Source organism: Micromonospora cabrerizensis (assembly GCF_022230955.1).
GTDB classification, from domain to species: domain Bacteria; phylum Actinomycetota; class Actinomycetes; order Mycobacteriales; family Micromonosporaceae; genus Micromonospora; species Micromonospora cabrerizensis.
Genome location: NZ_JAKKFI010000058.1, coordinates 104,318 through 126,471 on the forward strand (window position 1 = coordinate 104,318; position 22,154 = coordinate 126,471).

Below are 22,154 nucleotides of genomic sequence, written 5' to 3' on the forward strand. Positions count from 1 at the left end.
GTGCCGGTCACTCGGTCGGTGGCTCGTCCTCGCCCGCCGCCTCGGCCGCGTCGGCCTCCTCCTTGGTCCGGTGCACGGCCTGGTCGGCGTGCTCCGGCGGACCGTAGACCGTGTACAGCACCAGCGGGTTGGGGCCGGTGTTGACGAAGTTGTGCTTGGTGCCCGCCGGGACCACGACCAGGTCCCCGGCGGCGACCTTCCGCGTGTTGCCGCCGACCTTCGCCTCGCCGACGCCGCTGACGAAGGTCAGGATCTGGTCGATGCCCTCGTGCACCTCCTCGCCGATCTCCCCATCGGCGGGGATGGTCATGATGACCAACTGGGTGTGCTCACCGGTCCACAGCACCCGCCGGAAATCCGGACTCTTCTCGGCGACGGTCGCGATCGTGAAATGCTCCATGCCCACGCTCATACCCCGTTCGGCGGCACGCCACGCCGGGACTCGCGAATGGTGGAATTCCCCACGGTCCGCAGGTTTGGTTCCGGGCGGACCGGGGATCGAGGACCAGGACCGGCACGAACAGCCGGTCGAGCCAGGTCCCCGCCGGCGTACCGCCGAACGGCTGCGGTGGTGGGAGACGGCCAGAGCGCGGCGACGCCCGACCACGGTCGAGCGGCGCCGCGCGCTCTTGTGGGTCTAGCGGTGCAGCCAGCTGAGCAGGTCGGTTGGGCCCAGCGCCGAGACCCGCTCCTGGTAGCGGGCCTGCGCGGACGCGTCCAACAGCGTGCGGCCCTGCCCCGAGCGGCCCTGGCGGAAGAAGGCTTGACGGTCGCTCAACACACCGAGCGAGTCCGGGGCGAGCCGGTCGGCGCGCTCCCGCATCCGCCCGAAGGTGGCCGCCTCGACCAGCTCCGGCCACCGCTCGGCGGCGACCGGGATGCCCCAACGGTCGGCGAGCCGCCGCATCTCACCACCCAGGTCGGCCAGCAGATCGTCGTAGTGCACCAGCGCGATGTTCGGCTCGTGCCGCCGGGCCCAGGCGTCGCGCAGGTGCAGCATCACCCCGGGCAACGAGTCCAGTTCGGTACGCGGATCCACCTCCTGGTCGACCCAGCTCGGCAACCACTGCTCCAGCGGGAGGCGCTTCCTCGGCGGCCCGGTCGGGGCGGGCTGGCCGGTCAGCTCGGCGAGGCGCACCCGGTTGAGGTTGCCGGCCTGGTGGTAGAGGGAGACCGCCATGTCCAGCGGGTGCCGGGCCACCACCACGTAGTTCACCCGGGGGTCGAGCGGCACCCCGTCCAGCGGAGTGTGTGTCTTGACGAACCGCCGGTGCGGCTGCGCGGCCAGCCGGTCGTACACCGCGTCCTGCGGCTCGGCCAACCAGTCCAGCCACGGCGACAGCACGTTCAGCGGCGCCGGCAGCTCCGGGGTGCCCAGCACCAGCAGCGCGCAGATCATCTGCATCCAGGTGGTGCCGCTCTTGGAGCGGGTGCTGATCACGATGTCGCCGTCGCGGAAGGGGAAGCCGACCCATCGGGCGCTGTCCTCGTCGTCGGATCGGTAACGGTGGGCTGGCGTGGGCATCGGAGCAGCGTAGTCGCGGAGCCGACAGCCCAGCAGCCGAATTGCGACTCCACAGCCTGTGAGACATGCCCATGCCTGGCTAGATTGAAGTATGGTGCCCGCCCACGGGAGCCGGGCGGCGGAACCGGTCTACCGCCCCATCCTCGCCTGCCGACGAGGCGAGCTGGACGCTCTGAGCCACCTCGACCCCACGGCCGCCGCCCTGGTCGCCCCGATCCTGGAGGTCGGCGCGATCGACAGGTCCACCATGGACAGTGTCCGCCGGCTGCCGCCCGGGCTCGTGCCGGCCGTCGACGTCAGCGCGCTGCCGGACACACCCGCGACGGAACTGGGCCGTTGGGACGTACCCCTGGTGCCGGTGATCGGGCTCGCGGAGAGCGACCACCGGCTGGTCGTGCACGGCGCGGCGGCGCGGGCGCACGGCCGGGCGCTGGTCCGCCTGCGAGCCGGCCAGGACCGGGCCGGGCCGGACGGGAGCACCACCGCGGTGGAACGGGTCTGGCGGCACACCGCCCTCGCCCCCGAGGAGTGCGACCTGCTGGTGGACGCCGGGGACGTGTGCTGCCCGGCGGATGTGCGGTCGGCCGAGCCCCGGGTGCGTCGCCTGCTGGACTGGGCGCGCCGGCACGCCTGGCGGTCCGTGACGGTGGCGGCGGGCGGGATGCCGCCGACGTTGTCCCGGCTGCCGACCGACGAGCCGATCCGGCTGGACCGCTGGGACTGGCAACTTTGGCAACGACTGGCCGACGCCGGGGTCGGCTACGGCGACTACGGGGTCCACCCGGCCGTGCCCGGCACCGGCGACCCCGGCGACCGGCTGCCGACGGTGCGGTACACCGACGACGGCAGCTGGTGGGTCTACCGCTGGGCGCGGCGAGGTGGCCGCAGCGAGGAGCGGTTCGCCGACCTGTGCCGCACGCTGGTGTCGGCGCCGCACTGGCCGAGCGCCGGCGCGGCCTTCTCCTGGGGCGACCACGAGCTGCTGCGCCGCGCCCGGCGGGGCGCCGGTGCCGGCTCGGCCGCCAACTGGGCGGCGTGGAGCACCTCCCACCACCTGGCGTACGTACTCGCGACGCTGGTGCGCCCGGACGACGACACGCCGCCGAGCTGGCGCCCCCGGCCGGGTCCGTCACAGCGGGGGCGAGCGCCTCGGTGAAACCGCTGCTACTGCTTCTCGGTGAAGCCGAACTGGATGATGCCCTCGTCGTCGACGGTGGCGTCCACCGACGCGTCGCCGAGCAGCTCGGCGGCATCCTCGTCCAGGAAGATCCGGGCACCCTGGTTGTCGACCACCCGATCGCCCTGCGCCGGCTCGGGCACCAGCTCCACGGTGAGCGAGCCCGCCTCGGTGTCGGCGGCGATACGGACCCCGCCGTCCTGGGCGACGTCCTGCTGGTTGGCGAGGTCACGGATGACGAGCACAGCGTTGTCGGTCATGGTGAGCATGGGCGGAACTCCTCGTGGATTCTCGGCTCGCGGTCGGATTCACGGGCAGACCGGACAGTCGGCCCGCGGACGAGCGCACGTGGGAGGCGACAGGAGGGGCGAACGGTCATCGCCGTCGCATCGGGATCGGGGCAGCTGACGGCCCCGTCACCTCCACCGTGCCCGCTGCCCGACGATCCGTCAAATAGAGCCAGGTCAGTCGAGTGCGGGGGCCGGGGCGAGCCAGGCGCGAATCTCGTTGACCGCCGCGCGGCCGGCCCGGTTGGCGCCGATGGTGCTGGCCGAGGGGCCGTACCCGACCAGGTGAACCCGCTCGTCGGCGACCACCCGGGTGCCGTCCATCGTGATACCGCCGCCCGGCGCGCGCAGGCCCAGCGGGGCGAGATGGTCGATGGCGGCGCGGAAGCCGGTGCACCAGAGGATCACGTCCGCCGGCACGTTCCGCCCGTCCGCCCAGGCCACCCCGTCGGGTGTGATCCGGTCGAACACGGGTAGCCGGTCGAGGACACCCCGCTCCCGCAGCCGGCGTACCTCGGGGGTGACCGGCAGCCCGGTCACGCCCACCACGCTGCCCGGTGGGCGGCCCGCCCGGACCGCCTCGTCCACCCGGGCGACCGCGGCACGGCCCAGCTCCGCGCCGAACTCCTCGTCCCGGAACTCCGGCGGTCGGCGGGTCACCCAGGTGGTGGCCGCCGCGACCGTGGAGACCTCACCGAGCAGTTGCACGGCCGAGGTGCCGCCCCCGACGACCACCACCCGCAGGCCGGTGAACTCGGCCGGGCCCCGGTAGTCGGCCGTGTGCAACTGCCGGCCCCGAAACGACGACCGGCCGGGGTAGTGCGGCCAGAACGGCCGGGTCCAGGTGCCGGTCGCGTTGATCAGGGCCCGGGCGACCCACCGGTCCTGGTCGGTCTCCACGTCCAGCCGCCCGTCCGGGCGGGAGCGCACGGCACGGACCCGCACCGGCCGCCGCACCGGCAGCTCGAAGGCCCTCTCGTACGCGGCGAAGTAGGCGCTCACCTGCTCGGCCGCCGGGCGCTTGGGCTCGGCGGGCGGGAGCGGCAGCCCAGGCAGGTCGTGGAAGCCGTGCACCCGGTCGAAGACCAGTGTCGGCCAGCGGTGCTGCCAGGCTCCGCCCGGCCCGTCGTCGCCGTCGAGGATGACGAAGCCGCTGCCGGGCGGGAAGCCGGTGCGGCGCAGGTGGTAGCCGGCGCTCAGGCCGGCCTGGCCGGCGCCGATCACCACGACGTCCGCGGAGTGGGTGTCCACGCCGTCTACAACGCCGCGTTCGTCACCGCTGTGCCCGTTCCCGGCGGTCGCGCCGATCACAGACCGCCATTTCGGCGACGACCACCTGACCTGCACATACGCTGAGTGAATGAGCGACTTCCGTCGGTACGCGGCCGAGTTTCTCGGCACCCTGCTGCTGGTCTTCTTCGGAGTGGGCAGCGCGGTGGCCGCGCGGGTTCAGGGCGGCGTGGTGGTGGTCGCATTGGCCTTCGGGTTCGTGATGCTCGCCCTCGTCTACACGATCGGCCCACTCTCCGGCAGTCACGTCAACCCGGCGGTGACGCTCGGCGTGCTGCTGTCCGGCAAGATCTCGCTGCTCGGTGCGGTCGCGTACTGGATCGCCCAGTTCGTCGGCGCGACCGTGGCCGCCTTCCTGCTCTGGGGCCTGACGCGCTGGGGCGACGTCGCGGACCAGACCGGGGCACTGGGCACGAACGGGTACGGCGCGCACATCAACCGGGGCGGCGCGGCGGTGCTGGAGATCGTGCTGACCTTCCTCTTCGTTCTGGTCGTCCTGGTGGTGACCAGCCGCAGCGAGAATCCGGGGACCGCCGGTGTGGCCATCGGCCTGGCCCTCGCCGCCACCCAGCTGGTGGGCGTGACGCTCACCGGGGCCGCGGTCAACCCGGCCCGAGCGTTCGGCCCGGCGGTCTTCGAGGGCGGCGTGGCCCTGCGGCAGCTCTGGGTGTTCATCGTCTTCCCGCTGATCGGCGGGGCGCTCGCCGCACTGGTCGCTCCACTGGTGATGGGGGCGCAGCGGCACTACTGGGGTGGGCACGAGAAGTCGGTCGGCCGGCCGACATAGCTAACGCGGCAGTAACTTTCGCGCGGCACTCTTCTCCGGCGAATACCTTCGTGGCAGCATCAGCGCATGTATCGCCGTCACTTTCCCCGCGCCCTCGCGCTGCTCACGCTGGTCGCCACCGTGGCCACCGTCGGCGCGCCCGGTGCCACGGCTGAGTCGCCCACCCCCGCGACGACCCGACTGCACGCCACCATCGACACGATCCTGGCCGACACCCGGCTCGCCGGCGCCCAGGCGTCGGTGGTCGTGGTCGACACCAGCACGGGACAGACGCTCTACGACCGCAACGGTGACCGCCGGCTCGTTCCGGCCTCCAACACCAAGCTGATGACCTCGACGGCGGCCCTGGAGCTGCTCGGCCCCGGGCACCGCTTCACCACCGACGTCCGCACCAGCGGCAAGCGCCGCGCCGGTCTGCTCTCCGGCAACCTCTACCTGCGCGGGGGCGGCGACCCGACCATGCTCGCCGCCGACTACGACGCGCTCGCCGCGCAGGTCGCCGCCGACGGCGTACGGGTGGTCACCGGCAACCTGGTCGCCGACGACACCCGCTACGACCGCACCCGGCTCGGCCCCGACTGGACCTGGGACGACGAGCCCTACTACTACGCCGCCCAGGTTTCCGCGCTGACCGTGGCACCGGACACCGACTACGACGCCGGCACCGTGATCGTGCACGCCGCCCCGGCCGGCCGGGCCGGTGCCCCGCCGGTGGTCAGCACCACTCCGGCCACCGGGTACGTCCGCGTCGACAACCGCGCCGAGACGGTCGCCGAGGGCGAGACCTCGATCTCGATCGAACGCGAGCACGGCGGCAACACCGTCGTGGTGACCGGCCAGATCGCCGTCGGCGACGAGCCCGCCAGCGACTGGGTGACCGTCTGGGAGCCCGCCGGCTACGCGGCCGACGTGTTCCGGTCGGCGTTGCACCGGCACGGCGTCCGGGTGCTCGGCCGGACCGTGCTCGGCCAGCCCACGCCGGAGACGGCCCACCCGGTGGCCCGGCACGACTCGATGAACCTGGGCGAGCTGATGACGCCGTTCCTCAAGCTCTCCAACAACGGGCATGCCGAGGTGCTGACCAAGGAGATCGGCCGGGTGCTGACCGGAGCGGGCACCTGGGCGGCCGGGCTGACCGCGATCAGCGAGTACGTCGCCGACACCGGAATGGACACCGGGCGGCTGCGCCAGCGCGACGGCTCGGGGCTGTCCCGGCGCAATCTGGTGCCGGCCGCGGAGTTCGTCGACCTGCTCAGCGCCGTCCGCGCCGAACCGTGGTTCGAGGGCTGGTACGCGGCCCTGCCGATCGCCGGGCAACCCGAGCGGTTCGTCGGCGGCACCCTGCGCAGCCGGATGGCCGGCACTGCGGCGGCGGGCAACGTGCACGCCAAGACCGGGAGCCTGACCGGTGTCTCCGGACTCTCCGGCTACGTGACCAGCGCCGACGGCCGCCTGTTGGCGTTCTCGATCCTGCTGAACAACTACCTGACGGCGTCGGTCAAGTCGATGGAGGACCAGATCGCCGTGGCCCTGGCCGGGTTCCGTGAGGACGGGGCGACCGCGGCGCGGACGGCACCGCCAATGGTGCCGGAGACGCCCCGGACCCCGGAGGGCGTCGAGTGCTCCTGGGTCAAGCCGATCACCTGCTGAGCGGCGGCCGGGAGGCACTGCTGTGCCTCCCGGCCGGGCGCGCGCTCAGGCCGGACGGTCCGGTGGGGGGATCACCGCCGTCGGGTCGCCACGCTCGATGAGCGCGGCGATCTCGGCGGCCCGCAGCCCGCGCAGGGCCAGCACCCGGGTGCCCCAGCGGTGCAGGCGACACGGGTGCGGGCTGGCATCGTTGCGGCAGACCACTCCCCCGGACCATCGCCGGGGGGCGTGGACCACCACCGCCCGCACCGCGAACTGGGTGTCCTCACCCGTCACGTACGGCGGCAGGGGAATGTCGCGGAGCACCTCCCCGGACGCTTCACCGGCACCGGACGAAGTGGCGCCACGGACGCGGTGGGCGGCACTACTGGTCATCTCCGCTGCCTCCACACTGGATGGTCGGGTGGGATCAGCAGAAAGTTACGGCCATCTCGACCGTCCGCGACGGACAAACTGTCCCGCTGTGCGAGCGCACAGCGAGCGGCCGGTCAGCGCACCGCCACGGCCTGGAGGCCGACGTTGCCGCAGTGCGGGGTGAAGACCTTCTCGGCGGTCCAGGTCAGCAGCAGTTTGGCGCCCTTCGGCAGCGTGAACCGGATGGTGAACTGAGCGCTGTTACTGGTGTACGGGTCCTCCAGCACCGAGGTCCGAGCCGGCCCACCGGTGGACAGCCGCGCTTCGAGGCGCCCCCGGGCCATCCACGTGCCGGCGTAGAGCTGGACCGTGCGCGCCTCACCGCTGCCGGCGACAGCGAGGCGGAAACCGTTGCCGGCGCCGCAGGTGTAGACGCCGTCGGCACTGTCGCTCGCCGACCGCTGGGACGAGCCGTCGGACCAGCGGACGTGCTCCTGGTTTCCGTCCCAACCGACCCGTCTGCCGGCACCGCCCTCGTCGGTGATCTCCCCGGAGCCTGCGCGCTTGCGGACGGTCGAGGTGCCGCCGCGCTGCCCCCAGTGCATCCAGTCCCGGGCGCCAACGGCGGTGAGGTCGACCTCGGCGGGCATCTCCCCCTGGCTGACCGACAGCGCCGACGCCTCGGGCGATGACGGCGGTGGGGCCGGTGCGCTGGCCGACGGTGTCGGGTCGGGCGAGGGTGGGCGCTGACGCGGACGCAGGCCTGGCATCGCCGGGCCCGCCTCCCCGGTGCGCCCGTCGGTGGCGGGAAGACCGGGAGAACGGGCAGCGCCCGCGGTCACGTCGCCGGAGCGGCCCCCCTGGCCGTCGCCGGGCTCCGGGCCCGACCGGCTGCCGAGGTAGGCGACCAGCACCACCAGGCAGGCGAGTACGGCGGCACCCTCCACCGCCCACCGTCGCCGCTGCCGGGCACGGGCGAACCGGCGCAGCACGGCACGGGTCTGCCCGAAGGTGGCGGCACTCGAGCGGTGTCTCGCCGGCGCGTCCCCGGCACCCGAATCCGCCCGCGTGCCGTCGTCGTCCGCCACCGACCCCTCCAACTCCACCACCCGGCCGCCGTTGACCGCACCGTCCACTGTGGGCCGTTTCGCGTTCGTACCGGCGTGGACGACACGCTAGATCCGGACTGCCGGACGTGTCCAGCCCACAACCGGACGCCGCCGGACAACCCGGCCCGCGCGAACCGGCACTTCGGCAGGCCAGGAGCCCCGCTCGGCGTCAGCCGATCCGGAAGCCGAGCAGTTGCGCGATGACCACGGCCTGCCCGACGTCGATGACGGCCCCGGCACGCTCGACGGCCGTCGGGTCGAGCGCGGTGAGATCGCTGCCGCGAAGGTCGGCGCCGCCGAGTCGGACGTTGAGCAACTGGGCGCCGGACAGATCGACGCCGGTGATGGCGGCTCCGGTCAGGTTGGCCCGGGTCAGGTCCACCTCGCGCATACGTACCCCGGTCAGCCGGACGCCCCGCAGGTCGGCACCGGGCAGCGCGACGAACGACCAGTCACCGCCGTCGACGGTCAACGGGCGCAGGTCGCACTCGAAGAAGGTGCTGCCGACCAGCTTGCAGCCGGTGAACTCGGCCTCGAAGAAGTTGCACCGCCGGAACGCGCAACGGGTGAAGGCCGAGTCGACGTGCCGGGACGCGTTGAACCGCACGTTGCCGAACGTGCACCCGGTGAAGACCGCTCCACGGCTCACCGCCTCGGTCAGGTCCACGTCGAAGAACTCACAACCCACGAAGTGCCGGTCGGTCAGCTCCTCGCCGTACCAGTCCTCGTTGCGGTAGGTCACGTCCTCGGTCAGCTCCGGCATCCGGCCAGGCTAGTGGTCGGCAACGACAGCCGGCGGCCGGCGCGGCCGGCGCTGGCCCCCTTCCGGTACGGGCGAACCGGCGAGTAGGTTCGGCGGCGTGAGTGTGGGGCGGAGCAAGGACCCGGATCAGATCGGTTTCGACCCGGCGCGGCTGGCGCGGATCGACGAGCACTTCGGCCGGTACGTCGACGACGGCCGGCTGGCCGGCTGGCAGGTGGTGGTCACCCGTCGCGGCGAGGTGGCGCACTCCTCGACGTACGGGCTGCGGGACCGGGAGTCGGGCGCCCCGGTCGAGGCCGACACGCTCTGGCGGATCTATTCGATGAGCAAGCCGGTCACCTCGGTCGCGGCGATGATGCTGTGGGAGGAGGGCCGGTTCGAGCTGACCGACGAGATCAGCCGCTGGCTGCCGGAGTTCGCCGACCTGCGGGTCTACTCCAAGGGGTCGGTGCAGAAGCCCTTCACCGTGCCGGCGACCGAGCCGATCCGGGTCTGGCACCTGCTCACCCACACGGCCGGCCTGACGTACGGCTTCATGCAGACCTCGGTGGTCGACGGGCTCTACCGGGCCGCCGGTTACGACCTGTACCCGCCGGCGGACGTCGACCTGGCCACCGCCTGCGCGGCCTACGGCAAGCTGCCGCTGCTGTTCCAACCCGGTACGGCCTGGGGCTACTCGGTCGCCACCGACGTGCTCGGCCGGCTCGTCGAGGTGATCTCGGGGCAGAGCCTCGACGCGTTCTTCGCCGACCGGATCTTCGGCCCGCTGGGCATGACCGACACCCGCTGGTGGGTGGAGGGCGACGAGGCCGACCGCCTGGCCGCGCTCTACGTCCCGGACCCGCGCAGCGGCCGGGCCGCCCGCTACGACACCCTCGGCTCGCTCGCGTTCAGCAAGCCGGCCCTGCTGTCCGGCGGCGGCGGCCTGATCTCCAGCGCCGCCGACTACCACCGCTTCACCCAGATGCTGCTACGCGGCGGCGAGCTGGACGGGGCCCGGCTGCTCGGGCCGCGCACGGTGCGGTTCATGACCCGCAACCACCTGCCCGGCGGGCAGGACCTGGGCACCCTGTCCACCGGCGGCTTCGCGGAGTCGACCCTGGACGGGATCGGCTTCGGCCTGGGCTTCGCGGTCACCGACGACCCGATCCCCAGCCGGGTGCCGAGCAGCGTCGGCGAGTACTACTGGGGCGGGGTGGCCAGCACCGCGTTCTGGGTGGACCCGACCGAGGAGATCACCGCGATGCTGTTCACCCAGCTGATGCCGTCGAGCACCTACCCGCTGCGCTCCCAGTTGCGCCAACTCGTCTACGCGGCGCTGCTCGACTGAGGCGGTGTAGGGGCCCGTCGACCAAAGTTGACGGGCCCCGCCGCTCAGGTCAGCCGAGCTGTTGCGCCTGGATCGCCCGGATCTTCGCCGGCTTGCTGGTGGAGAGATTCGAGATCAGGTACGCCCGCACGGTCCCGTCCGGGAAGACCGCCCACAGGTCGGTCACACCGTCGGCGTTCAGGTCGGCGGCGGTGAGGCTGCTGATCGTCGCGCCGGTGTTCCAGCCGGAGGCGAGCCGGTACTGGGTGTAGGCGAGCGTGCCGGTCCCGTCGCCGTTGTCGGTCATCGTGACGCCCTGCCAGAGGTAGAGGTCACCGGTGGTGGCGTTCCGCAGCACCAGCGCCATCCCCGAAGCCAGTTCGGTGCTGGCCAGCGTCCAGTTCTGCCAGTCGCTGCCGCCCGTCGGGGTGGCGTTGTTCATGGAGGCCTGGAAGTAGTAGACGCCTGGTGCCCAGGCGTTCGGGTAGTACGCCGGCCGGTAGCCGTTGGTCGCGTCACCCACGATGCCGAGCAGATCGGGGATGCCGGATTCGACGCCGTCGGCCGTGTACGCGTTGACGAGATGAAGTGGGACGTTGCCGTGCCCGTCCATCAGCGAGTCGCTGAAGATGCTGCCCTGGTTGCCCTGCCGATAGGGGTCGGGCATGGTGCCGTCGCCGGCACCCCGGACGATGCTGGCGTTGCCCACGCCTGGACCGCTCAGGTAGTAGGCCAGGAAGTCCTCATTCGGGCCGCCGAAGAAGCGCCCGGTGATTATCTCGGCGCCGTCGAAGTCGGCCGCCGAGCGCCCGCCAAAAACGCCGTTGCCGTACACGCCGATGTTCACCGCCGGGACCTTCACGCGGCCGGTGCCGACACCGGTGGTCGCATTGATCCGGCCCCGCGCCGTCCACACCCCGGAGTCGAGCCCGGCGGTGCCGCCGGCGACCACCAGGTCCGGTACGCCGTCGCCGTTGAGGTCCTTGTCGACCGGACCGGCGACGGCGGAGGTCGGGGTGGCGCCCGGAGCGGCCTGGGCCGGAAGGGCGGGTGCGACGACGGCGAGCGCCAAGGTGGCCGGCACCGCCCAGGCAAGCAGGCGGCGAGGGGCGGAGAGAGTGTTCACGAGGTCCCCGTTCGTGTCAGTGGATCTTGCCCGCTCACCGTAGTCGATGAGCGCCAGCCCGGAGATCCACCGAACGAACGGTCAGTCGGCGAGGCGGGCGGGGAAGCCTCCGGTGGCGATCGGGCCCCAGGTGTCGATGGTGACCCGGATCAGCGACTTGCCCTGGCGCACCATCGCCGCCCGGTAGTCGTCCCAGTCCGGGTGTTCGCCGGAGATGCTGCGGAAGTATTCGACCAGCGGCTCCAGCGCATCGGGCAGGTCGAGCACCTCGGCGGTGCCGTCGACCTGCACCCAGGGGCCGTTCCAGTCGTCGCTGAGCACGCACGCCGAGACCCGGGGATCACGGCGGATGTTGGTCACCTTGGCCCGCTCGGGGTAGGTCGAGACGACGAGCCGACCCTGCCCGTCGATCCCCGCCGAGACCGGGGAGGACTGCGGGCGACCGTCGGCCCGGGTGGTCATCAGCAGGACGCGGTGACGCGGCCGGAGGAAGTCGAGCAGGCTGTCCCGGTCGACCCGGGTGTTCCGTGCGATGCTGCGCGCCATTCCCCGTTCCTACCAGGGCGCGGGCAGGGCTGCGGCAGCGGGTCAGCGGGGCCGGGCCGTGGAGCGGTGCACCGCCTGGGTGGGCACCCGGGGGCGGCCGGACGGGCGCCAGGCCCGACCGTTGGCGTAGATGACCCGAAAGCCGAGGTACGACGCGAGCGGCGCCCAGTGGGCCGAACCCATCCGCAGCTCGGCGGCATTGTGCCGCTGGCCGTTGGCGAGCACGTCGAGGAGGACGGTTTCGAATGCCGCCGATTCGACCCAGTCGACTTCCCGGGTGAACCCGCAGATCAGAGCGGCGCCGGTGACCTCCAGGAACTCGCGCAGCACCGCGTCCGAGGCCCGCAGGACGGAACAACTGCCGAAATAGAGTCGCCGCCCCTCGGCCCGGCCGGCCATCAGGTCGGCCACCTCGTTCAACTCCACGGACTGCCAGTCGGTGAGGCAGAGCCGGCTCGGTTCGCCGTGCATGGCGAAGAAGCCGACCCGGTGGTCGGCGTACTGCTTGAGCAGCCAGCGATCGAGGAAGTAGAACAACTCGTCGCGGGTGGCCGCGTCCTTGTGGATGAAACGGATCTTGCCGAGCCGCTCCAACAACTCGAGAGTGGGCAGCACGGAGCCCCGCTCGTTGAGGTCGCGGTGCCACTGACCCTCGACACAGAAGACGCCACCGCGTGCCACGTGCACCTCCGCCAGTCCGCAGCCCGGGGCTGACGTTACCGGCCGCCAGTGGCCAGGGAACATCACCCTCGGTGTGGCAGATTGCGACGTTCGGTGCGCTTGATCCGTGAAGAGCCGATCGACGGCCAATGGCTGTTTCGCAAATCAGCCTAATTCCCAGGCAATACCCAGGGACCACGGATTGTGAGGACGATTCTCGTTAATCGCCTCCAACCACACCGATCAGTGTCAGGGTGGAGATCGCGGGACTTCTCGGTCGATGTCCCGTGGCCACCCCATTCGCTCTCCTATCGGGAGGACTTCTGTGCGCGTAAACACCTTGAAGCGTGCTGCCATCGCATTCGCCCTGGCGTTGCCCGGTGCAGCGATCGCCGCGGTGGTCGCCGCGCCAGCGGCGTATGCGGACGGCTGCTACACGTGGAACCGCACCCTCACGCAGGGGCGCTCCGGCGACGACGTCCGACAGCTGCAGATCCGGGTCGCCGGCTGGGCCGGCTACCGGGACATCGTGGAGAACGACGGCCGCTACGGACCGAAGACCGCCGCCGCGGTCAAGCGGTTCCAACAGGCGTACGGGCTGCGCGCCGACGGCATCGCCGGCCCACAGACCTACGCGAAGCTGTACCAGCTCCAGGACAACGACTGCACGCCCGCGCACTTCAGCTACAACGAACTCGACAACGGGTGCGGCGGCAGTGGATGGGGCGGCGGTCCGCTGTCGGCGGCCCAGACCAAGCAGAACGCGCTGCGCACCATGTGGAAGCTGGAGGCGCTGCGCAAGAGCCTCGGCGACAAGCCGCTCGACGTGTCCAGCGGATACCGCAGCCGCGCCTGCAACAACCAGGTCGGCGGCGCGTCGGACAGCCAGCACCTGTACGGCAACGCGGCCGACGTCACCTCACGGACGTCGTCGCTGTGCCAGGTCGCCCGTGGCGCCCGCAACAACGGCTTCAGCGGGATCTACGGGCCGGGTTACCCCGACCACGACGACCACGTGCACGTCGACTCGCGTCGGGAGAACAACAACGACGGCACCTCGAACACGACGAACTGGTCCGCGCCGGACTGCGGGATCTGAGCCGGCGACGACCGGGTCGACCGGTCGGAGCGACGTCGGCCCGACGCGGAGGGGGAATCCGCGTCGGGCCGACGTTGTGTCGCCCCGGGTCGGGTGGGCGGAGGGGTGCGCTCAGCTCGCCCGGGGCCAGCGCGGCGCGGTGACGGGGGGTGTCACCGGCCGGCCAGCAGCGGTGGGCCGTACGCCCGGTGGGACGACCCGCGCGGCCTGCTGCCGCGCCGGCAACCCACCGGTACGCCCGGCCGGCGCCGAGTAGCCGGTCGTCGCCGGCCGGTTTCCGGCGGGACGCGCGGGGGACGGCCCGGTCGCGGTGAACGGGAAGGGCACGTGCACGAACGGGTTGCCATGCCGGATCAACGCCTCGATCTGGCGCTCGTTGAGCCCGTGTGTCTCCAACACGCGTCGCCCCCAGCGGTGCAGGCGGCACGGGTAGGAGGCACCGTCATTGCGGCACAGCGGCCCGGTGGGCCACTCCTCGGCGGTGTGCACGACCACCGCCCGGACCGCGAGCCGGACATCTTCCGGGGTCAGTGGTGCCGGCAGGGGCACCTCACCCAGTACCTGATCGATGGGATCCGTCGACTGCTCACCAACTCGCACGGCAGGCCTCCCGCAGTTCGGCAGCGGTACGGCGGACCTACCGCACCGACATCCTCGGGCATGGGTACGGCCGGCACCGGACGAAAGTTCAATTCTGGTACGCGGTAAGCAGATCCTCCGGCGACAGCACTCGGATCCCGTCGACGACGGCGCCGCTGCGCGACACGGCGACGGCCGGCACCGACTCGTCGGCACCGGGCAGCCGGGACCGATGCAGCAGCAGCCGACCCAGGTCATGCGCATCGAAGGGCCGGTTCTCCTGCCATTTGATCGAACCGACGAAGCTGATGCGCTGAGCGACGGGCCCCCGGTCGGCGCCAACTATGTCGATCTCCGGGTCGTTGGTCCGGGTCCAGTAGCCGCCGATCACCGCTGCCTCCGCCGGCAGATGGTCGCCACTCAGCCGGCGCAGCGCCTCTCGGATGACAGGTTCGATGGCCCGTCCCCGCCAGGACGCCCACGACCGGACGATCCGGTCCAGGGTCAGATCACCTCGCCCACGCTCGATCTCGGACAGGTGAGGCCCCAGGAATGACAGCCAGAAACGCAGGTACGGATCGGCCACCGCATAACGGGTTTCCCTCGACGGCCTGGTCGACAGCGGAACGGCGACCTCCACGGCCCGCTTCTGGGCCAGCAGGCGCAGGGCGCGGTTCAGGGACGCCTGTGGAAGATCCCCCGCGGCACGGGAGATCAGCGAGAAGGTCCGCTCGCCGGAGCCGATGGCCCGCAGCACCAGCCCTGCCTGGGACTGGGGCGGAAACTCCGCAGCCAGTGCTCGCTCGCCGCTCACCAACAGGGCGGAGGTTGGATCCCGCACTGCTTCGGTCAGGTACTCCTGGACGGACGCGCCGGTCGGCCACTCGTCGAGGATCAGCGGCAGACCACCGGACACCAGGTAGGCGTCGAACGCGTCGGCGGCGGGCAGGTCGAGCATGTCGCGGACGTCGGCCGGGCTCAGCGGCGGAACGACCATCTCGGTGGCCCGCTGGTGGAACGGCCGGCCGTAGTCGTTCAGTGCCTCCATCATGGCCAGGTCCGATCCGACGCAGATCAGCAGGACCGGCAGCCGGGACAACTCGCGATCGAAGACCTTCTGCAACGTTCCCTCGAAGCCCGGGTCACTCGCGATGAGGTACGGCATCTCGTCCAGGACGACGACGCTCGGCCGGTCGGACGGCAGCGCGGCGGCGAGCAGGGTCAGCGCGGCGTCCCACGTCCGCGGTTGCTGCTCACGAAGGATCTGTGCCCCCGGCAGCGTCGAGGCGGCCGCCGTTTCCACGAAGAGCGCGAGGTCGGCTGTGACGGTCGGCTGCGCGGAGGCGGTGAAGAAGAGATATGGCACGTCGGCCCGCTCGACGAACTCCTCCACCAGGCGGGACTTGCCGACGCGTCGGCGACCGCGCATGAGGAGGGCCCGCCCCGGCCGCCCCGCCCGACCACCCCGTCGCACCCGCGCGAGCATGCCGTCCAGAAGGTGGAGCTCACGGTCCCGTCCGACGAAGCCGTCCACGATCACCCCTGATGCTGCCAAAAATGGAACAACCAAAAATGAGTGTAACCTGCTCGGCGGTGGGGATGGACGATCTGAGCCCGTGCGTCGGACTCTCAGACCAGGCCGGCGTCGTGCACGAGCAGGGCGACCTGGACCCGGTTGTTGAGGTCGAGCCGGGTCAGCAGCCGGGAGACGTACGCCTTCACCGTCGCCACACTCATGAACAGCTCCACCGCGATCTCCGCGTTGGTGTGCCCGCGCCCCAGGGCGACCGCCACCTGCCGCTCCCGCTCACTGAGCCCGGTGAGCAACCGCAGCGCCCGCTCCCGTCGGGGGTCGGGGCCGGCCGGGCCGGGGGTGCCGGCGGTCACGTGGGCGATCAGCGTCCGGGTCACCGTCGGGGAGAGCGTCGCCTCACCGGCCGCCACCCGGCGCACGGCGCGCACGATCTCCGCCGGCGGGGTGTCCTTGAGCAGAAAGCCGGCAGCCCCGGCGCGCAGCGCCCGCAGCACCTGATCGTCGGCGTCGAAGGTGGTCAGCACCAGCACCTCCGGCGGGTGCGGCTGAGCGCGCAGTGCCTCGGTGGCGGTCAGCCCGTCCACCCGGGGCATCCGGATGTCCATCAGCACCACGTCCGGGGCGTACGCGGCGACGGCGGCCGGGACCTCACCGCCATCGGCGGCCTCACCGACCACGGTCAGGTCCGCCAGACCGCCGAGGATCATCGAGAGCCCGGCCCGGACCAGCGCGTCGTCGTCCACGATCAGCACCCGCACCGGCGACACGGCCGACTCCGACCCGGCCGCACCGGAGGGCTCCGCCGGACCGGACGGACCGGTCACACCGGAAGGGCCCGCCGCACCGGGAACCCCCGGCACACCGGAGGGGCCGGTCACGCCGGCCACGGCAGCCAGGCGGCCAGGCGGAAGTCACCGCTGTCGTCGCGCCCGTACGCGAGCCGGCCACCGGCGAGGGTGACCCGTTCGCTGATGCCGACCAGGCCGGTGCCGGCGCCCGGCAAGGTGCCGCCGGCCGGTGCGCCGACCGGCCAGCGGTTGCCGATCGCCACGGTCAGGCCGGTGCCCGGACCGCCCGCCACGTCCACGCTGACCGCCGCGCCGGCCGCGTGCTTGCGGGCGTTGGTCAACCCCTCCTGCACGATCCGGTACGCGGCCCGACCCAGCGCCGCCGGCACCTCCCCCGCCCTGGCGACGCTGTCGCTGACGTTGACGCGCACCCCTGCTGCCCGCGATTCGGCGATCAGGGCCGGCAGGTCGGCGAGGGTGGGCTGCGGCGGCTCCGGGGCGTCACCGCCACCGTCGCTCTCGGCCCGGAGCACCCCGATCACCTCCCGCAGGTCCTGAAGGGCGGCGTGCGCGCTGCCCCGGATCACCCCGGCGGCCCGGGCCACCTCGTCCGCGGGAGCGTCCGGGCGGAACTCCAGTGCCCCGGCGTGCAGGCTGAGCAGCGAGATGCGGTGCGCCAGCACATCGTGCATCTCCCGGGCGATCCGGGTGCGTTCGAGGTGACGGGCCTGGGTCACCCGCAGCTGCTGCTCCGCCTCGGCCCGCTCGGCCCGCTCCCGCAACGACACGATCAACTGCCGCCGAGCCCTTACGAACATCCCCCAGGCCAGCACGGCGAAGCTGAGCACCACGCCCCACGACGCGGTCTCCCAGTACGACATGTGCGGATCCGGACGCACCCAACTGAAGACCAGGTTGGTGAGGAGGCCGGCGCCGGTGACCGCGATCGCGACGGCCGTCCGTCGATGCACCACCACGGTGAAGTAGAAGATCAGCAGCGGAATGGCGGAGGCCAGCGAGAACAGGGTCAGCGGTGTCGTGGCCACGATCAACCCGAGCGGCCACCGGCGGCGTAGCCAGAGCAGCCCGCAGCAGACCAGACCGAGCAGCGCGTCCACGCCGGTCAGCCAGTCGCTCGGCAGCGGGATCGCCATCGCCGGATCCGGCGACAGGGCGTCCGCGGTGACGAACAGCACCCAGAGCAGGGAGAGCAGGAAGGCCAGGGTGTCGACCGCCCAGTCCCGGGTGGTGCGCCGGGGCCGACGGGTTGCCGCGTCCGGGCTGACCGCGCCGGCCAGCGCCCCGGGCAACAGCCAGGGGTGTTCCGGCACGGCGAGGCTGGTCACGCAACCATGCTAGGCAGCCGACGGGCACCACGACCAGCTACCAAAGTCGAGACCCGCGAGTCGACCAAGGTCGGTACGGCATCGACCGGCGGCCGCAGCGGATGGCCGGGCGGCGCGGGCAGGCTCGACCACATGATCACCGTGGAGAACCTCACCAAGCGATACGGGCCACACCCGGCGGTGGACGACGTCTCGTTCCACTGCGAGCCGGGCACCGTGACCGGCTTCCTCGGCCCCAACGGCGCCGGCAAGTCGACCACCATGCGCATGATCTGCGGGCTCACCGCGCCGAGCGCCGGCCGCGCCACCGTCTCCGGGCGCCCGTACCGGGAGCTGCCCAACCCGGGACGGGAGGTCGGGGTGCTGCTGGACGCCTCCGCCCAGCACGCCGGGCGCACCGGCCGCGAGGCGTTGACGCTGTCCGCGTACACCATGGGGTTGGACCGGCGCGAGGTCGCCGCGAAGCTCGACCTGGTCGGGTTGAACGCGGTGGCCGCGAAGCGTCGGGTACGGGCGTACTCGCTGGGTATGCGCCAGCGCCTCGGCCTGGCGCAGGCGCTGCTCGGCGACCCCCGGGTGCTGATCCTCGACGAGCCGGCCAACGGCCTGGACCCGGAGGGGATCTTCTGGATGCGCGGCCTGCTGCGCGACTTCGCGGACCGGGGCGGCACCGTGCTGCTCTCCTCCCACCTGCTGCGCGAGGTGGAGGCGGTCGCGGACCGGCTGGTGGTTATCGGGGGCGGCCGGATCGTGGCCCAGGGCGACAAGAACGAGCTGCTGGCCGGTGGCGGCACGGTGGTCCGGGCCCGCGACGGCGCGGCGTTGCGCCGGGCGCTGGACGCGGCCAACCTGAGCGCCGCCGACAGCTCCGAAGGACTGCTCGTGCAGGCCGACGCCGAGGCGGTCGGCCAGGCCGCCGCTGATGCCGGCGTCGCGCTGGCCGAGCTGCGCCCCGCCAGCGGCGGTGGCCTCGAACAACTCTTCCTCACCCTGACCGCCGGCGAATCCACCAAGGAGGCCGTCCGATGACCACCACCGCGCCCGCCGCCGGCGCCGTCGCGCCTCGGCAGCACACTCCGGTACGCCGACCGTCGCTGCTCCGCCTCACCGGCGTGGAACTGCGCAAGCTCGTGGACACCCGGGCCGGCCGCTGGCTGTTGATCACCATCGGCCTGATCGCCGCCGTGGTCGTCACCCTCCAGTTGATCTACGCGGAGGAGGCCGACCAGACGTTCGGCAGCTTCTTCGTCCCCTCGCTGCTGCCGGTGGGGGTGCTGCTGCCGGTGCTCGGCATCCTCTCGATCACCAGTGAGTGGTCGCAACGGACCGCTCTCACCACGTACGCCCTGGTGCCCCGCCGGGAGCGGGTGGTGACCGCGAAACTGGTCGCGGTCATGGTGGCGGCGCTCGGTTCGGTGGTGGCCAGCCTCGCCCTCGCCGCCGTCGGCACGCTGGTGGCCTCCGCCACCGGCGGAGCGGGCACCTGGCAGCTCGACGGGTCGCTGATCCTGAACGCGGTGATCCTCCAGGTCACCAGCGTGCTGATGGGCGCCGCCTTCGGTCTGTTGCTGCTCAACCCGCCGCTGGCCATCGTCGGCTACTTCCTGCTGCCCACCGTCTGGGGAGTCCTGGGCGAGATGGTCCGGCCCCTGCGCGGCCCGTCCGAGTGGCTGGACACCAGCAAGACCATGGAACCGCTGTTCAGCAGCGACGCGCTCACCGGGGAGCAGTGGGGGCGGATCGTGGTGTCCCTGCTGGTCTGGATGGTCCTCCCGCTGGCCGCCGGGCTGTTCCGGACGCTGCGCCGCGAGGTGTCCTGACCATGGACACGGCCGGCTACCGACCACGCACCGTGGTCAGCGGCGGCCCGGTGGAGCTGGCGGTCATGTGGGGCGGCTTTCCGCTGCTCGGCGCGGGCGCGGGATGGCTCCTCGCGGCGACGACGGGTTGGCTCGCCCGGCTGCCCTGGGTGCCGTTCGGCGACCTTATCGAGTGGCTGGACCGGCTGCCCGAGCCGCAGGCCACCCTCGGCACGGTCGCGGTGGGCGTCCTGGCCGGCCTGGTCGTCGCCGGGATCGGCACCGCCGAGCGGCTGATCGTCACCGTCGACGCGGCGCAGGTCCGGCTGCGCCGCTCCGAGGAGGACCGCACCATCGCACGCGTCGACACCCGGGTGGTCTTCCTCGCCGACAAGCACCTCGTGCTGCTCGACGCCGACGGCGCGGAACTCGTCCGGGAGCCGACGGACCTGTCGGCCACCCAACTGGCCGCGGCGTTCCGCACGCACGGCTGGGGTTGGGCGGACGACGACCCGCACCGTTCGGCGTACCGGCTGTGGGTGCCCGACCTGCCCGGCCTGCCCGCCGGCGCGGACGCACTGCTGCGCGCCCGCGAACGGGCGATCGGGCGGGACCGCCGCGACGACGCCCGCGAGCTGCGCCGTGAGCTGGGCCTGATCGGGGTTGTGCTGCGCGACGAGAGCAAGCGGCAGTACTGGCGACTGTCCGCCCGGGCTGTCGCCCCGGGATCGGAGCAGTCGACTTCGGCCGAGCGGGAGCCGGACGGGCGGTAGCGTCTGTCCCAGCAGACCCTGGGAGCCGCGCCATGACCGAACAGCAGCCGTACCGGGTGGTGTCCCGCCACCCCGGCTTCGAGCTGCGTCGGTACCCGGCCCACCTGGTGGCCGAGATGCAGATCCAGGCGTCGTTCACCCGGGCGCCGATCGAGGCGTTCCGGCCGCTGGCCGCGTACATCGGGGGCGCCAACCGGGCTCGGCACCCGATCGGGCCCAGCACGCCGGCGATGGCCGCGCCCGGCAGCTCGGAGAAGATCGCCATGACGGTGCCGGTGGTGCAGGTGGAGGGTGAGTGGCCGGGCGCGTACCTGGTCCAGTTCGTCATGCCGGCCACCTTCACCGCCGCCACCCTGCCCGAGCCCGTGGACGCCCGGGTGCGGATCCGCGAGGTTCCGGCGCAACTGGCGGCGGCGATGCGCTTCTCGGGCCGGTGGACGGAGCAGGCGTTCAGCCAGCGGGCCACCATGCTCGGTCGGTCGGTCACGGCCGCCGGGCTGCAACCCACCGGCGCGATCCGGTACGCCCGCTTCGACCTGCCGTGGAAACCGTGGTTCCTGCGCCGCAACGAGGTCGTGCTGCCGGTCGTCGAATGAGCTAGCTGAGCCGCCGACGGTCCTCCACGCTCGGCCGCGCCAGCAGCACCGCCACTCCCAGCCCGGCGATCAGCCCGACCAGGGAGACCAGCACATCGGAGTCGGCGGCGTTGATCGGGCTGTTGCCGGCCAGCGAGGTGAACGTCGCGCCGATCGGCAGCATGAGCATCATGGGAACGGCCGTGGCCACCAGGAAGACCACCGGACCCACCAACGCGATGAGCGCGGCCAGGGCGTGGTGCCGCCAGACCGGTCGGCCACCCGGCCAGTCCCAGGCCAGCAGGGTGACCCCGGTGAGCAGCACCGCCCCGAGACCGACCTCCGGCAGGAAACGTTCGCCGGGCGCGGCGGCACGGACCAGCCCGACCCCGAGCAGGGCCGCCACGGTGAGACCGGCCGCCAGCCCGACCCGAGCCCCGGTACGCGCCGGAGCCGCCGCCAGCGCGGCGCCGACGGCCAGGGCCACCAGCAGCGCCGCCGTGACCAGGGCGCCCTGGTTCAGCTCCGGCTCCCGGTCGGTCGGTGACTCCATTCCGGCCGCCACCAGCGTGAGCACCCCGGCCACGCAGGCCGCGCCGGTCAGCACCCGCCGGGCGGCCGCCGACGGCGTGCCGCGCTCCCCCGTCGACTGCCTGTCGTAATCCCAGGCTGGCTGCGCGCCGCGCTCCCGCCACCACAGCATCCCTGCCAGCGCACCGAGCACGGCGCAGCCGGCGACGGCGAGCAGCACCGTCGCCCGCACGCCGATGGGGTCGGCCCGGTCGACCACCACGTCGGCGGCGATCCAGCAGCCGCCCAGCACCACCGCCGGGCCGCCCCACCGCCGCTGCCCCCGGCCGGCCAGCACCAGCCCGAGCGGCACCGCCATGATCGCCATGAACCGCAGGTCGCGCGCCCAGTAGGCGTTGTTGCCCGGCAGCCTCTCCGACCACGGGCCGAGCGGCTCGGTCAGCGGTTGCCACCTGGTCATCCCGTACGCCCAGAGCACGACGGCGGCGGCGGAGAGCAGCAGCCCGACCGGGCGCGCGGATCGCATCCGTGGACGGTAGCGGGCCGA

At 72.5% G+C, this 22,154-nt stretch carries 24 protein-coding genes; 9 read left to right on the forward strand and 15 right to left on the reverse strand.

Translation table 11 applies throughout. The features are described from left to right. Nucleotides 1–7: 7 nt before the first annotated feature. Nucleotides 8–400: a cupin domain-containing protein gene (locus LADH09A_RS13090; protein ID WP_238645235.1), complete on the reverse strand. Its 393-nt coding sequence runs from the start codon at nt 398–400 to the stop codon at nt 8–10. A gap of 237 nt (nt 401–637) precedes the next feature. Next, on the reverse strand, nt 638–1,525 hold the full coding sequence (locus LADH09A_RS13095; RefSeq protein WP_238645236.1) for a sulfotransferase domain-containing protein: 888 nt from the start codon (nt 1,523–1,525) through the stop codon (nt 638–640). 91 nt (nt 1,526–1,616) lie between these two features. Between LADH09A_RS13095 and LADH09A_RS13100 the strand changes: the two genes are divergently transcribed. Then, nucleotides 1,617–2,681, forward strand: coding sequence for a beta family protein (locus LADH09A_RS13100; RefSeq protein ID WP_238645237.1), 1,065 nt, complete (start codon nt 1,617–1,619; stop codon nt 2,679–2,681). Between the two features lie 8 nt (nt 2,682–2,689). Here LADH09A_RS13100 and LADH09A_RS13105 read toward each other — a convergent pair whose 3' ends face one another. Together LADH09A_RS13105 and LADH09A_RS13110 are read right to left on the reverse strand one after the other, a co-directional pair. Beyond that, a complete protein-coding gene (locus tag LADH09A_RS13105; protein WP_179782354.1) occupies nt 2,690–2,971 on the reverse strand; it encodes an adhesin in 282 nt (93 codons plus the stop codon). 195 nt (nt 2,972–3,166) lie between these two features. After that, a complete protein-coding gene (locus LADH09A_RS13110) occupies nt 3,167–4,300 on the reverse strand; it encodes an NAD(P)-binding domain-containing protein (protein WP_238645238.1) in 1,134 nt (377 codons plus the stop codon). 49 nt (nt 4,301–4,349) lie between these two features. Between LADH09A_RS13110 and LADH09A_RS13115 the strand changes: the two genes are divergently transcribed. Together LADH09A_RS13115 and dacB are read left to right on the forward strand one after the other, a co-directional pair. Continuing rightward, complete coding sequence (locus LADH09A_RS13115; protein WP_238645240.1) at nt 4,350–5,066, forward strand: MIP/aquaporin family protein; 717 nt, start codon at nt 4,350–4,352, stop codon at nt 5,064–5,066. Between the two features lie 66 nt (nt 5,067–5,132). Continuing rightward, nucleotides 5,133–6,716, forward strand: a complete 1,584-nt coding sequence (dacB, locus tag LADH09A_RS13120) for a D-alanyl-D-alanine carboxypeptidase/D-alanyl-D-alanine endopeptidase (protein ID WP_238645242.1) — start codon at nt 5,133–5,135, stop codon at nt 6,714–6,716. Nucleotides 6,717–6,761: 45 nt separating this feature from the next. On the opposite strand, the gene LADH09A_RS13125 is transcribed toward dacB, so the two are convergent. From LADH09A_RS13125 to LADH09A_RS13135, 3 genes are all read right to left on the reverse strand, one after another. Further along, a complete protein-coding gene (locus tag LADH09A_RS13125) occupies nt 6,762–7,091 on the reverse strand; it encodes a hypothetical protein (protein WP_238645244.1) in 330 nt (109 codons plus the stop codon). Between the two features lie 113 nt (nt 7,092–7,204). Continuing rightward, nucleotides 7,205–8,206, reverse strand: a complete 1,002-nt coding sequence (locus tag LADH09A_RS13130) for a hypothetical protein (RefSeq protein ID WP_238645246.1) — start codon at nt 8,204–8,206, stop codon at nt 7,205–7,207. A 142-nt stretch (nt 8,207–8,348) separates the two neighbouring features. Further along, on the reverse strand, nt 8,349–8,942 hold the full coding sequence (locus LADH09A_RS13135; protein WP_238645247.1) for a pentapeptide repeat-containing protein: 594 nt from the start codon (nt 8,940–8,942) through the stop codon (nt 8,349–8,351). A 97-nt stretch (nt 8,943–9,039) separates the two neighbouring features. Here LADH09A_RS13135 and LADH09A_RS13140 point away from each other — a divergent pair, with 97 nt between their 5' ends. Further along, on the forward strand, nt 9,040–10,272 hold the full coding sequence (locus tag LADH09A_RS13140) for a serine hydrolase domain-containing protein (RefSeq protein ID WP_238645249.1): 1,233 nt from the start codon (nt 9,040–9,042) through the stop codon (nt 10,270–10,272). A gap of 49 nt (nt 10,273–10,321) precedes the next feature. Here LADH09A_RS13140 and LADH09A_RS13145 read toward each other — a convergent pair whose 3' ends face one another. The 3 genes from LADH09A_RS13145 to LADH09A_RS13155 form a co-directional block, all read right to left on the reverse strand. Then, entirely contained in the window at nt 10,322–11,377 is a 1,056-nt protein-coding gene (locus LADH09A_RS13145; RefSeq protein WP_238645251.1) for a hypothetical protein, read from the reverse strand. Between the two features lie 81 nt (nt 11,378–11,458). After that, nucleotides 11,459–11,923: a PPOX class F420-dependent oxidoreductase gene (locus LADH09A_RS13150; RefSeq protein WP_238645253.1), complete on the reverse strand. Its 465-nt coding sequence runs from the start codon at nt 11,921–11,923 to the stop codon at nt 11,459–11,461. A gap of 42 nt (nt 11,924–11,965) precedes the next feature. Then, the gene (locus LADH09A_RS13155) at nt 11,966–12,604 is read right to left on the reverse strand and encodes a DUF6642 family protein (RefSeq protein ID WP_238645255.1); all 639 of its coding nucleotides are present in this window, start codon (nt 12,602–12,604) and stop codon (nt 11,966–11,968) included. A 304-nt stretch (nt 12,605–12,908) separates the two neighbouring features. Between LADH09A_RS13155 and LADH09A_RS13160 the strand changes: the two genes are divergently transcribed. After that, the gene (locus tag LADH09A_RS13160) at nt 12,909–13,682 is read left to right on the forward strand and encodes a D-Ala-D-Ala carboxypeptidase family metallohydrolase (RefSeq protein WP_238645256.1); all 774 of its coding nucleotides are present in this window, start codon (nt 12,909–12,911) and stop codon (nt 13,680–13,682) included. 111 nt (nt 13,683–13,793) lie between these two features. Here the strand turns inward: LADH09A_RS13160 and LADH09A_RS13165 are convergent, their stop codons facing one another. From LADH09A_RS13165 to LADH09A_RS13180, 4 genes are all read right to left on the reverse strand, one after another. Beyond that, nucleotides 13,794–14,282, reverse strand: coding sequence for a hypothetical protein (locus LADH09A_RS13165; protein WP_238645257.1), 489 nt, complete (start codon nt 14,280–14,282; stop codon nt 13,794–13,796). 88 nt (nt 14,283–14,370) lie between these two features. Then, a complete protein-coding gene (locus LADH09A_RS13170) occupies nt 14,371–15,801 on the reverse strand; it encodes a DUF234 domain-containing protein (RefSeq protein WP_308194549.1) in 1,431 nt (476 codons plus the stop codon). 89 nt (nt 15,802–15,890) lie between these two features. Further along, nucleotides 15,891–16,691, reverse strand: a complete 801-nt coding sequence (locus LADH09A_RS13175; RefSeq protein WP_238645311.1) for a response regulator — start codon at nt 16,689–16,691, stop codon at nt 15,891–15,893. Next, entirely contained in the window at nt 16,670–17,929 is a 1,260-nt protein-coding gene (locus LADH09A_RS13180) for a sensor histidine kinase (RefSeq protein ID WP_238645263.1), read from the reverse strand. Before LADH09A_RS13180 ends, LADH09A_RS13175 begins: the two co-directional genes overlap by 22 nt. 132 nt (nt 17,930–18,061) lie before the next feature. Here LADH09A_RS13180 and LADH09A_RS13185 point away from each other — a divergent pair, with 132 nt between their 5' ends. From LADH09A_RS13185 to LADH09A_RS13200, 4 genes are read left to right on the forward strand one after another with little or no spacing between them, the layout of a single operon-like run. Next, nucleotides 18,062–18,958 carry an ABC transporter ATP-binding protein gene (locus tag LADH09A_RS13185; RefSeq protein WP_238645265.1) on the forward strand — a complete coding sequence of 299 codons (897 nt, stop codon included), beginning with the start codon at nt 18,062–18,064 and terminating at the stop codon, nt 18,956–18,958. Then, nucleotides 18,955–19,749 (forward strand): ABC-2 transporter permease, encoded by a 795-nt coding sequence (locus tag LADH09A_RS13190; protein ID WP_238645266.1) that lies wholly within the window; start codon nt 18,955–18,957, stop codon nt 19,747–19,749. Before LADH09A_RS13185 ends, LADH09A_RS13190 begins: the two co-directional genes overlap by 4 nt. Nucleotides 19,750–19,751: 2 nt before the next feature. After that, the gene (locus LADH09A_RS13195) at nt 19,752–20,501 is read left to right on the forward strand and encodes a YqeB family protein (protein WP_238645267.1); all 750 of its coding nucleotides are present in this window, start codon (nt 19,752–19,754) and stop codon (nt 20,499–20,501) included. 32 nt (nt 20,502–20,533) lie between these two features. Continuing rightward, complete coding sequence (locus LADH09A_RS13200; protein WP_238645271.1) at nt 20,534–21,097, forward strand: SOUL family heme-binding protein; 564 nt, start codon at nt 20,534–20,536, stop codon at nt 21,095–21,097. A 1-nt stretch (nt 21,098) separates the two neighbouring features. On the opposite strand, the gene LADH09A_RS13205 is transcribed toward LADH09A_RS13200, so the two are convergent. Further along, on the reverse strand, nt 21,099–22,133 hold the full coding sequence (locus LADH09A_RS13205) for a hypothetical protein (protein ID WP_238645273.1): 1,035 nt from the start codon (nt 22,131–22,133) through the stop codon (nt 21,099–21,101). Nucleotides 22,134–22,154: the final 21 nt, after the last annotated feature.